General features: G+C 72.1%; 14 protein-coding genes and 1 pseudogene. 10 read left to right on the top strand and 5 right to left on the bottom strand.

The genetic code is table 11. The features are described 5' to 3' along the window. A pseudogene (locus tag EYA84_RS18755) lies at nt 1-245 on the top strand (glycoside hydrolase family 3 protein); the annotation flags it as partial. On the opposite strand, the gene EYA84_RS18750 reads toward EYA84_RS18755, so the two are convergent. Beyond that, nucleotides 229-510 (bottom strand): GNAT family N-acetyltransferase, encoded by a 282-nt coding sequence (locus EYA84_RS18750; protein WP_236145836.1) that lies wholly within the window; start codon nt 508-510, stop codon nt 229-231. The pseudogene EYA84_RS18755 and the gene EYA84_RS18750 sit on opposite strands and share 17 nt — an antisense overlap. A 72-nt stretch (nt 511-582) precedes the next feature. On the opposite strand from EYA84_RS18750, the gene EYA84_RS18745 reads away from it, so the two are divergent. From EYA84_RS18745 to EYA84_RS18715, 7 genes are all read left to right on the top strand, one after another. Continuing rightward, nucleotides 583-966 carry a hypothetical protein gene (locus tag EYA84_RS18745; protein WP_131054354.1) on the top strand — a complete coding sequence of 128 codons (384 nt, stop codon included), beginning with the start codon at nt 583-585 and terminating at the stop codon, nt 964-966. Nucleotides 967-1059: 93 nt separating this feature from the next. Beyond that, on the top strand, nt 1060-1881 hold the full coding sequence (locus tag EYA84_RS18740; RefSeq protein ID WP_131054353.1) for a DUF1206 domain-containing protein: 822 nt from the start codon (nt 1060-1062) through the stop codon (nt 1879-1881). 117 nt (nt 1882-1998) lie between these two features. Further along, complete coding sequence (locus tag EYA84_RS18735) at nt 1999-3195, top strand: mechanosensitive ion channel family protein (RefSeq protein ID WP_131054352.1); 1197 nt, start codon at nt 1999-2001, stop codon at nt 3193-3195. 159 nt (nt 3196-3354) lie between these two features. After that, the gene (locus EYA84_RS18730; protein ID WP_131054351.1) at nt 3355-3789 is read left to right on the top strand and encodes a phage holin family protein; all 435 of its coding nucleotides are present in this window, start codon (nt 3355-3357) and stop codon (nt 3787-3789) included. Then, nucleotides 3786-4124, top strand: coding sequence for a DUF3618 domain-containing protein (locus EYA84_RS18725; RefSeq protein ID WP_131054350.1), 339 nt, complete (start codon nt 3786-3788; stop codon nt 4122-4124). The genes EYA84_RS18730 and EYA84_RS18725 overlap by 4 nt, the downstream gene beginning before the upstream one ends. Next, nucleotides 4121-4393: a DUF4235 domain-containing protein gene (locus tag EYA84_RS18720; RefSeq protein WP_131054349.1), complete on the top strand. Its 273-nt coding sequence runs from the start codon at nt 4121-4123 to the stop codon at nt 4391-4393. The genes EYA84_RS18725 and EYA84_RS18720 overlap by 4 nt, the downstream gene beginning before the upstream one ends. A gap of 300 nt (nt 4394-4693) precedes the next feature. Continuing rightward, entirely contained in the window at nt 4694-4897 is a 204-nt protein-coding gene (locus EYA84_RS18715) for a cold-shock protein (protein WP_067306996.1), read from the top strand. A gap of 103 nt (nt 4898-5000) precedes the next feature. Here EYA84_RS18715 and EYA84_RS18710 read toward each other — a convergent pair whose 3' ends face one another. Both EYA84_RS18710 and EYA84_RS18705 read right to left on the bottom strand, forming a co-directional pair. Further along, nucleotides 5001-5195, bottom strand: a complete 195-nt coding sequence (locus tag EYA84_RS18710) for a hypothetical protein (RefSeq protein ID WP_131054357.1) — start codon at nt 5193-5195, stop codon at nt 5001-5003. 59 nt (nt 5196-5254) lie between these two features. Further along, entirely contained in the window at nt 5255-6238 is a 984-nt protein-coding gene (locus EYA84_RS18705; protein WP_131054348.1) for an aldo/keto reductase, read from the bottom strand. Between the two features lie 157 nt (nt 6239-6395). Between EYA84_RS18705 and EYA84_RS18700 the strand changes: the two genes are divergently transcribed. Then, nucleotides 6396-7421, top strand: coding sequence for an adenosine deaminase (locus tag EYA84_RS18700; RefSeq protein ID WP_131054347.1), 1026 nt, complete (start codon nt 6396-6398; stop codon nt 7419-7421). Between the two features lie 272 nt (nt 7422-7693). Here the strand turns inward: EYA84_RS18700 and EYA84_RS18695 are convergent, their stop codons facing one another. Continuing rightward, nucleotides 7694-8950 carry an ATP-binding protein gene (locus EYA84_RS18695; protein ID WP_394347586.1) on the bottom strand — a complete coding sequence of 419 codons (1257 nt, stop codon included), beginning with the start codon at nt 8948-8950 and terminating at the stop codon, nt 7694-7696. Nucleotides 8951-9123: 173 nt separating this feature from the next. Next, nucleotides 9124-9813, bottom strand: coding sequence for a response regulator transcription factor (locus EYA84_RS18690; RefSeq protein ID WP_131054346.1), 690 nt, complete (start codon nt 9811-9813; stop codon nt 9124-9126). A gap of 72 nt (nt 9814-9885) precedes the next feature. Between EYA84_RS18690 and EYA84_RS18685 the strand changes: the two genes are divergently transcribed. Next, on the top strand, nt 9886-10267 hold a 382-nt coding region (locus tag EYA84_RS18685; RefSeq protein ID WP_131054345.1), incomplete at its 3' end, for an ADP-ribosylglycohydrolase family protein.

Genomic DNA, 10267 nt, shown 5'->3' with positions numbered 1-10267 from the left:
ACCCGGCCTTGGGCGCCGCCGGCCGACCGCTCGTCCTGGTGGTGCGCGACCTGCACCGGCACGACTGGATGCGGGCTGCCGTCGACCGGGTGCTGGCGGACCGGCCCGACGCCGTGGTGGTGGAGTTGGGGGTGCCCGCACTGGTCACCGGCACGGTGCACGTCGCCACGCACGGGGCCACCCGGGCCGCCGGTCGGGCCGTGGCCGAGCTGCTGGGTGGGACCGCCGTCACGCGGGGCTGGTGACCAGGTCCGCGTACTCGGGATGGCGCTCGATGTAGGCGTGCATGAACGGGCACTGCGGCACCACCCGCTGCCCCTGTGCGCGGACCTGGTCCAGGGTGCCGCGCATCAGTGCCGTGCCGACGCCCCTGTTCTGGAAGGCCGGGTCCACCTCGGTGTGCGTGAAGACCAGCGCCTCCCCCCGGGGAAGGTATGCGGTGAACCCGGCCAGCGCGTCGTCGACCAGGATCTCGTAACGGTGCTTGGCGGCGTTCTCCTCGACCAGCATGCTCACCGACCCATTGTCCACCGCCGGTTCGGCACGCCGGGCCCGTTCGCCTACGTCTCGTACGCTGAGGCGGTGACGAACCGATCGCTCGCCGGCCACCGCCGGCGCACCCTCGCCTGGAGGGTCCCCACCCGCAAGTCGGCCGGTCTGCTGGCCGGACTCGCACTCGGTGCCGCCCTGCTCATGGGGTGCAGCTCCGAGGGTGCCCGCACCGACTGCGGGCTGGACGCCTGCACGGTGACCTTCGACCGGGGGGTGGACGCGCGCGCCAACATTCTCGGTGTCGAGGCCCGGCTCGTCGAGGCCCAGGACGACGTGGTGACCATCGAGGTCGCCGGTGAGCAACTGTCGCTGACCGTCGGCCAGCAGGCCGCCGATGTCGGCGGCCTGGCGGTCACCCTGGACAGCGTCACCGATGCCGAGGTCAAGGTACGCATCTCGCGCAATTCCGGCTGACGCCGACAGCCGTCCGATCCGTCCGTCCAGCCGTCGCTTCCCCGCGGCGGCTGGACACGTTTGGAAATCTTCGCGTCCGGAGATTGAGGCCCCATGTCTCTCACCCGGAACGCCGAAGCCACCGCCGCCCGTACGGCCGACAGCCGGTGGCTGGAACTCCTCGCCCGGGCCGGTTTCATCGGCTACGGGATCGTGCACCTGTTGTTCGGTTGGTTGGCGTTGCAGATCGCATTCGGCAACTCCTCCGACGACGGTGACCAGTCCGGCGCGCTGCGGACACTCGCCGCGCAGCCGATGGGCACATTCGTGGTCATCGCCATCGCCGTCGGCATGGTCGCCATGGCGATCTGGCAGGCCCTCGAAGCCGCCGTCGGGCACCAGACCGAGAGCGGCAACGACCGGATCAAGGAGCGGGTCTTCTCCGCCGCCCGCGCGGTCATCTACCTCTGGCTGGCCTGGACGGCCTGGAAGGTCTTCTCCAACGCCAACTCCGACAGCGCCTCCCAGCAGGAGGAGATGACCGCCCGTCTGATGGAGTCGACCGGCGGTCGGTGGCTGGTCGGTCTCGCCGGCCTGGTCCTCATCGGTGTCGGCGTCGGCATGTTCATCTACGGCGTCAAGAAGAAGTTCATGAAGCGGCTGAAGACCGGCGAGATGAACGCCAAGACCACCCAGCTCGCCCGGCGGCTCGGCATGGCCGGCTACACCGCCCGGGGCAGCGCGTTCGCGGTGACCGGAGTGCTGGTCGTGCTGGCCGCGGTCAACTACGACCCGGAGAAGGCCCGGGGCCTGGACGCCGCCCTGCGGACGCTGCGGGACCAGGCGTTCGGCACCATCCTGCTGTCGCTGGTCGGCCTGGGCATCGCCGCCTTCGGCCTGTACTGCTTCCTCCAGGCCCGCTACCGCAAGGTCTGAGGTACTCCGTCCCGACGCCGGCCATCGCAGCACCGCTGCGGTGGCCGGTTTCGACGGTCCGGGGCAGACTTGCCCCTTTGCGTGGATCTTGTTGTCGGTCCGGAAGGAGAACCACACGTGCACAGCTACCTCGTGACGGTCGTCGCCGCGCTCGCCGCGGCGGCGATCGCCATTGCCGTGGTCGAGGTGGTGCATCGCTCGATCCGGCGGTGGGGCCACCGGTCACGACTCATGATGGAGTTGACCGAGCACGCCCACCGCTCGTTCCAGATCGCGGCCACCGTGCTGGCCGTGCAGTTCGCCGTCCGGTTCAGCACCGGCTACGCGGTCGGCACCGGGTGGCGGCAGGCGCTGCTGCACATGCTGGTGCTCGCGGTCATCGCGGCCACCGCCTGGCTGGTCACCTCGCTGCTGGTGGTGGTGGAGGACACCGCGCTGGCCCGGTTCCGGGTGGACGTGCCGGACAACCGGCACGCCCGCCGGGTCCGCACCCAGGTCGTCATGCTGCGCCGGGTGACCATCGTGGTGATCGTGGTGCTCACCGTCGGCGTGATGCTGATGACGTTCCCGGCCGTCCGTGGCATCGGTGCCGGTGTGCTGACCAGCGCCGGTGTGGTCGGTATCGTCGCCGCGCTGGCCGCGCAGAGCCTGCTCGGCAACGTCTTCGCGGGCCTGCAACTCGCCTTCAGCGACGCGGTCCGTCTGGACGACGTGGTCGTGGTCGAGGGGGAGTGGGGCCGGATCGAGGAGCTGACCCTCAGCTACGTGGTGGTGCAGATCTGGGACGACCGACGGTTGATCCTGCCCACCTCCTACTTCACCAGCACCCCGTTCCAGAACTGGACGCGGACCGAGGCGGCGGTGCTCGGCACTGCGGAGTTCGACGTCGACTGGTCGCTCCCGGTGCAGGCGATGCGGGAGGAGTTGCGTCGCCTGGTCGAGGGCACCGAGCTCTGGGACGGCCGGGTCTGCGTACTCCAGGTGACGGACGCGACCGGCGGCATGGTCAAGCTGCGGGCGTTGGTGAGCGCCGCCAGCGCCGGCGCGTTGTGGGACCTGCGCTGCCTGGTCCGCGAGCACATGGTGGCCTGGGTACGCGACCAGCGGCCCACCGCGTTGCCACGGCTGCGGACCGAGGTCGGTGACGGTGCCGGCTCGCTGCCCTGGCAGTGGGTGAACCCCAAGCGGCGGGTCCGCCGCTTCGAGGACGGGGAGGTCCCCGACGACGCCCGCCTCTTCGGTGGCAGCGACGACGGCGACGCCCGCAGCGAAGCCTTCGTCGGTCCCGACGAGCCCGTCGAGGCGCGTCGCTGACGCCGATCGGGTGCGGACGCCCGAACGGGACGGGCCGGGAAGGTTTGACGGAACGTGTACCGGGGACCTCGTGCGGGACGCCCTGCTCCTTCTTCGCAGACAGGATTGGCGGGCGGCTACTTCGGGCATACAGCGCGGTGACGACGAGAGGGGGACAGCATGGCTGACGTGGCTGACGTCCGTACATCCCACAACGGAAGCGAGCCCTCCACCGCCGAGCTGGTCCAGCGGGCGACGGAGCAGGTGTCCCGCCTGGTCCGGGACGAGCTCGCGCTGGCCCGTGCGGAGCTGACAGAGAAGGGCAAGCACGCGGGTATCGGCGTCGGCCTGCTGGCCGGCGGCGGCGCACTGGCCTTCCTGGGTCTCGGCGCGCTGATCACCGCCGCGATCCTGCTGCTGGCCCTGGTCCTACCGGCGTGGGCGGCCGCGCTCATCGTGGCGGCGGTCGTCTTCCTGATCGCCGGCGTCCTCGCGCTGCTCGGCAAGAAGCAGGTCAGCCAGGCGGTGCCGCCGGTGCCGCAGGCGACCGTGCAGAGCCTGCGGGCCGACGTGGACGTGGTCAGCGCGGCGGTGAAGGACAGGGGACGGGCATGACACACAACGGGACGCGCAACGGGCACGGCAACGGGACCGGTGACCCCGACGCGCTGCGGGCGGAGATCCGGCGGACCCGGGTCGAGCTGGGCGAGACGGTGGAGGCGCTGGCCGCCAAGGCCGACGTCAAGAAGCGGTTGAAGTCCTCGGCGGACCAGGCCCGCGAGCGGGTCCGGGAGCAGGCGGCGTTGACCGTCGCCCGGGTCCGTGGCCAGGCGGCGCTGACCCATCCGCCGGTGCGGGGACGGCACGGTCCGGCGCCGTTCGTCGCCCTCGCGGCGGGCGCGATCGTGACCGCCGTGGTGCTGATGATCATTCGAGGGAGGCGTGGGTGAGCAAGGGGTTGAGCAAGGTCGCCTACCGGCCGGTGGGCATCCTGGCCGGCATCGCCGCGGGTGCGCTCGCGGGTGCCATCTTCCGGCAGGTGTGGAAGATGACCGCCGGCGACGGTGACGCCCCCGATCCCGTCGACGAGGACCGCCACTGGGGCGAGATCCTCGCGGCGGCGGCGTTGCAGGGCGCCATCTTCTCCGTCGTCCGGGCGGCCGTGGACCGTGGCGGCGCGGTGGGCGTACGCCGGTTGACCGGCCGCTGGCCCGACTAGCTTCGCCGTGCCCGAGGCCGACCCGGCCCCCTCGTCCGTAACCGGTCGAGGGGGCCTTTTGCCCTACCTCGCGCATGCCGCACAGCGGATCTTTCGCATCCGTCAGGTCACATGTCGGAGAATTTCGTCGGGTAGGCTGTGCAGAGTTTTTGCGTACGTGGTTTGCTGTTCCACGCTGTTGAGAGATGGCGTGGGTTGAGAGAAGTCTCCTTCATTGGGGGCCGCCTCAGGCGCCGCTGCTCGAAAACGGCCAACCGGCCGCACGGCGTGCTCGGCCGCCAGTTTTAGAAGGAGATACACATGGCGCAGGGAACCGTGAAGTGGTTCAACGCTGACAAGGGCTTCGGCTTCATCACCGTCGACGGCGGGGGTGCTGACGTGTTCGTCCACTTCTCGGCCATCCAGTCCAGCGGCTACCGGTCGCTGGAGGAGAACCAGCGGGTGGAGTTCGAGATCGCCCAGGGCCAGAAGGGTCCGCAGGCCGAGCAGGTCCGCCCCCTCTGACGCACCGGTCGGCGACCGCCGGCCGCCAGATGGCGAGGCTGTCCCCGCCCAGGTGCAAAAGCCCCGCGTTCCGTACGGACGCGGGGCTTTCCGCATCCGTCGGTCAGCGCCGCGTCCGGGCCCGCATGCCCCACCAGAGCAGCGCCACACCAGCGAGGGCCAGCAGCGGACCGAGTACGGCCCAGATCCGCTGGTCGGTCATCAGGCCGTCCTCGACGTACCCGAGGCCCTGCACCGTCCAGATCGCCCCGACCACCACGGCCAGCAGGCCGAGCGTGAGTCGGAACCAGCCGCTCATCCGTTCCGGCGGGGCCGGGCTGCCCGTGCCGCCGGCCGGATCGCCGGTCACCTCCCCGGTCACCATCGCTGGTGCACCTGCGGACGGATCAGCTCGTCGTAGACGGCGGCGACGGCGGCCTGCTCGTCCGTCGACAGTGGCCGCTGACCGGCCACCACGGCGTTGCCCCGGGCCTGGTCCGCGTCGCGGGCGCCCGGGATGACCACGGTGACCCCGTGCTGGTCGAGCACCCACCGCAGGGCGAACTGGGCCATCGTCCGGTCGTCGCCGACCAGCGGGGCGAGTCGGCGTACCGCCTCCAGCCCGAGCGTGTAGTCGACGCCGGAGAACGTCTCGCCGACGTCGAACGCCTCCCCGTGCCGGTTGAAGGAGCGGTGGTCGTCGGCGGCGAAGGTGGTCCGCTCGTCGTACCGGCCGGAGAGCAGCCCGCTGGCCAGCGGTACGCGGGCGATGACGCCCACCCCGGCGGCCGAGGCGGCCGGCAGCACCTGCTCCAGCGGCTTGTGGCGCAACGCGTTCAGGATGATCTGGACGCTGGACACCCCCGGGCGGGCGATCGCGGTGAGCGCCTCGTCGCAGGTCTCCACGCTGACGCCGTACGCGGCGATGCGCTTCTCTGCGACGAGGGTGTCCAGGGCGTCGAAGACCGCGTCGGTGGCGAACACGGGCGTCGGCGGGCAGTGCAACTGCACCAGGTCCAGCGTGTCGACGCCGAGGTTGGCCCGCGAACGATCGGTCCAGTCACGGAAATTGTCCAGAATGTACGCATCGGGGGTCTGTGCCACCCGACGCCCCATCTTGGTGGCCACCGTCAGCCCGGCGTCCGGGTGGGCCGCCAGGTACCGCCCGATGAGCTGCTCGCTGCGACCGTCGCCGTAGACGTCGGCGGTGTCCAGGAAGGTGATGCCGGCGTCGACCGCGGCGTCCAGCACCGCCATGGCGTCGTCCTCGGTGACCGTGCCCCAGTCGGCGCCGAGCTGCCAGGCGCCGAGCCCGACCACGCCGACCTGTCGGCCCATCCGGGGGAAGGTGCGTTGCTCCATACGACCGAGCCTAGTGACCTCTGGCGTCCGTGCCGAGGCCGGGCCGCGCGCCCGACCCGGCTGGACGTGCCGCCCCCTGATCGCGCCGACGGCCTGTAAGACTGCGCACGGACCGTCGTCGTCGCCGGTGTACCGGTGTCATCGCCCAGGAGAAAACGTGACCGATCTGCGTACCTTCATCGCCGGACTGCCCAAGGTCGAACTGCACGTGCACCACGTCGGTTCCGCCTCGCCCCGGATCGTCGCCGAGCTGGCCGCCCGCCACGAGGGGCGTACGCCGGTCCCCACCGACCCGCAACTGCTCGCCGACTACTTCGTCTTCCGCGACTTCGCGCACTTCGTCGAGCTGTATTTGAGCGTCGTCGACCTGGTTCGCGACCAGGAGGACGTCTGGATCCTCACCCACGAGGTGGCCCGGGAACTGGCCCGCCAGCAGGTGCGCTACGCCGAGTTGACGGTGACGCCGTACTCGCACGTGAGCCGGGGCATCCCGGCACCGGCGTTCTGCGAGGCGATCGAGGACGCCCGCAAGCGGGCCGCCGCCGACTTCGGCATCGAGCTGCGCTGGTGCTTCGACATCCCCGGCGAGGCGGGCCTGCCGGCCGCCGAGGAGACGCTGCGGATCGCCCTCGACGAGCGCCCGGACGGGCTGGTCAGCTTCGGCCTGGGCGGCCCCGAGATCGGGGTGCCCCGGCCGCAGTTCAAGCCCTACTTCGACCAGGCCCGGGCGGCGGGGCTGCACTCGGTGCCGCACGCGGGGGAGACCACGGGCCCGCAGACCGTCTGGGACGCCCTGCGCGAGCTGGGCGCCGAGCGGATCGGTCACGGCATCTCCGCCGCACAGGACCCGGAACTGCTGGCGTACCTCGCGGAGCGGCAGATCGCCATGGAGGTCTGCCCGACCTCCAACGTCCGGACCCGGGCGGTGGCCGTCATCGAGGAGCACCCGTTGCCGACGCTGGTCGAGGCCGGGCTGCTGGTGACGATCAACTCCGACGACCCGCCGATGTTCGGCACCACCCTCGACGACGAGTACGCGGTGGCCGCCCGACTGCTCGACGCCGGCCCGGAGCAGGTGGCGGCGTTGGCCCGCAACGCGGTGGCCGCCTCGTTCCTCGACCCGGCGGGCAAGCAGCGGATCATCGCGGAGATCGACGCCTACCTGGCCGCCGCGCGCGACTGACCGCGCGGTCCGTGGGGACGTCCCCGGTCCCGGCCGACCCCGGTCGGGACCGGCGGAGGCATCGAGGTGCGCGCGACGGGAGGAGGTGTGGGGGGACCGTGTCTCCCGCCGCGCGCACGGCTCCGCCGGCCGATGTGCGCTGGGAGCGGTAGGCCGACGGAACTGCTGGTTTCGGACCTGATCCTGACACCCGTACCGGGCCAATGGGACGTCGTTAATTCGGATCTAAGGAAGACTTGTGCCGCCGCACAACCCGCAGGCTCGTGCCGTCGTCAGCCGTCGGTGGGCCGTTGCCTCGGCCAGCGCCGGCCGCTGCCCTTCTGCTCCCGTGCCTCCCGGGCCATCCGACCCACCAGGCCGAACCGGCTGACCTGCCGGGGCGTCGCCTCCGGGTCGGCGAGCAGCATCACCACGCTGGCGCCGCCGAGTCGGGCCCGGTCGATGCTCACCGAACCGTTGGCCTGCAACGCCACCCGCTTGGCGATGTCCAGCCCGAGGCCGGTGGAGCCCTGGTCGCTGGTGCCCCGGCGCAGCGCGCGATCCGGGTTGGCGATGCCCGGCCCGGCGTCGTCGATCCGGATGGCCACGTACCCGTCGCGGCGGGACACCGCCACCTCGAACGCGGTGCCCTGCGGGGTGTAACGGAACACGTTGCCGATCACCGCGTCGAGCGCGGCGGCCAACTCGGCCCGGGGCACCGGCGCCGGGATCCGCAACTGGGCGCCGACCACCCGGTGCGGGCGGTTCTGGTCGCCGGCGAGGGCCGCCCAGAACACCATCCGGTCCCGGACCACCTCGCTCACGTCGCACATCGCCGGTGCCGCCTCGGTGGCCACCGCCTTGCGGGTGGTCTTGATCAGCACGTCGATCTCACCCTCCAGGGTGACGATCGCCTGCCGGATCCGCCGGATGCCGCGTCGGTGGTCCAGCTCCGCCTGGCTGAACGCGTCCACGCTGGTGTCGTCGGACTCCAGCGCCTCCGCGTCGAGCCGGAGCACGGTCAGCGGGGTCCGCAGCCGGTGGGACAGGTCCGCCACCAGCTCCCGCTCCTCGGTGCGGGCCGCGACGAACCGCTCCGCCATCCGGTTGAACGCGTGCCCGGCCTCGGCCAGCTCGCGCGGGCCGCTCGGCTCCACGCGTACGCCCAGGTCGCCGTCGCTGACCGCGCGGGCCGCCTTGACCAGCCCCCGGGTGGCGTCGACCGTACGGGCGGCGAGCCGGTCCACCACCAGCACGGCGGCACCCACCAGGGCGACGGCCACTCCGACCAGCAGCCACCAGCGGCCCGAACCGCCGAGCGCCTCGTCCGAGACGAAGACCTCCACCACGGCCGTCCGGTCGCCCAGCACCACCGGGTCCAGCCGCAGCACCCCGCCGTCGACGTCGACCACCAGTGAACGTCCCTCGGCGCGGGCCCGGTCGAGCTGGCCTGCGTCGGCGCGTCCGGCCCCGGCGTCCACGTCGTCGAGACCGTGCACCACCGGGCGGGTCGCCGGGTCGACGCCGCTCGCCTCGATCGCGCGCTCCACCAGCACCGGCTGGGTACTCACCGCGAGCGCGCCGGTGACCAGCGCGCTGCGCCGGGCCGCGTCGGCGATCGCCTCGTCGCGGGCCTGGCCGCCCAGGGCCAGGCCGAGCGGGATCAGGAAGGCCAGTGCCAGCAGGATGCCGGTGCCGCCGGTCAGCAGCGCCAGCGAGCGCCTCAGTCCGGCGCCACCAGCCGGAAGCCCACCCCCCGCACGGTGCGAAGGTAGCGGGGTTTCGCCGCGGACTCGCCCATTTTGCGGCGTAGCCAGTACAGGTGCACGTCGATTGTCTGGTCCTCGCCGACCGATGGCTGCCGCCATACCTCCTCCAAGAGTTCCCGCCGGGACACTACCCGGCCAGGTCGGGCGGCGAGATAGGCCAGCAGGTCGAATTCCTTACGTGTCAGCGCCAGCGCCTCACCGTCCAGGAGGGCGCTGCGTTCACCGACGTCGACCCGGAGCCCGCCGACGCTGTGCACGGCCGGTGCCACGCCGCGACTGGCGCGGCCGACCCGGCGCAGCACGGTGGTGATCCGCGCGTCCAGGTGCGCGCCGGTGAACGGTTTGACCATGTAGTCGTCGGCGCCGGCCCGCAGCAGCTTCACCACGGACTGCTCGTCGTCGCGGGCGGTGGCGATGATGATCGGTACGTCGGTGATGCCGCGCAGCATCCGCAGCGCGTCCGACCCGTCCAGGTCCGGCAGGCCCAGGTCGAGCACGACCAGATCGGGGGTCTCGGCGGCCACCCGGCGCAGCGCGTCCAGCGCGGTGCCGACCGCGTGCACAGCGTGGCCCCGGTCGGTGAGGGAACGAAGCATCGCGCCGCGTACGACGTGATCGTCTTCGACCAGCAGGACGGTGGCCACGCCAGAACGGTACTCGGAGTGGTGCGATACGTCGTTGCGGCCCACCCGACAACGCGCCGAGCTGGTACGACGATGACCTTCACCCGCTATCCCGACACCCGCCTGTCCTTGGCCCGGGACTCGCTGGCCGGCCTCTCGGTCGGCGACGCCCTCGGCTCCCAGTACTTCGTCCCCGGCAACACCCCGGCCGACCTGACCGCCGGCCGGCTTCCCCCGCCACCGTGGCAGTGGACCGACGACACCGAGATGGCCTGCTCGGTCGTGGCGGCGCTGGCCGAGAACGGCCGCGTCGACCGGGACGCCCTCGCCCTGGCCTTCGCCGAGCGCTGCGAGCCGTACCGGGGGTACGGGCCGGGCGCGGTCCGCATCCTGCGCCTGGTCCGGACCGGCACCCCGTGGCCGGTCGCCGCCTCGCTGGCCGCCCGCGCGCGGCGGGACGGGGACCGCCCCGACC

Origin of the sequence: Verrucosispora sp. SN26_14.1 (assembly GCF_004307965.1) — a bacterium.
GTDB lineage: Bacteria > Actinomycetota > Actinomycetes > Mycobacteriales > Micromonosporaceae > Micromonospora.
This window is presented reverse-complemented; position numbering and strand designations above follow the sequence as displayed.

Bases quoted from the DNA above. Each gene is read 5' to 3' on its own strand.
- EYA84_RS18750 (WP_236145836.1), bottom strand. From the start codon at position 510: ATGCTGGTCGAGGAGAACGCCGCCAAGCACCGTTACGAGATCCTGGTC.
- EYA84_RS18740 (WP_131054353.1), top strand. From the start codon at position 1,060: ATGTCTCTCACCCGGAACGCCGAAGCCACCGCCGCCCGTACGGCCGAC.
- EYA84_RS18730 (WP_131054351.1), top strand. From the start codon at position 3,355: ATGGCTGACGTGGCTGACGTCCGTACATCCCACAACGGAAGCGAGCCC.
- EYA84_RS18725 (WP_131054350.1), top strand. From the start codon at position 3,786: ATGACACACAACGGGACGCGCAACGGGCACGGCAACGGGACCGGTGAC.
- EYA84_RS18715 (WP_067306996.1), top strand. From the start codon at position 4,694: ATGGCGCAGGGAACCGTGAAGTGGTTCAACGCTGACAAGGGCTTCGGC.
- EYA84_RS18710 (WP_131054357.1), bottom strand. From the start codon at position 5,195: ATGAGCGGCTGGTTCCGACTCACGCTCGGCCTGCTGGCCGTGGTGGTC.
- EYA84_RS18705 (WP_131054348.1), bottom strand. From the start codon at position 6,238: ATGGAGCAACGCACCTTCCCCCGGATGGGCCGACAGGTCGGCGTGGTC.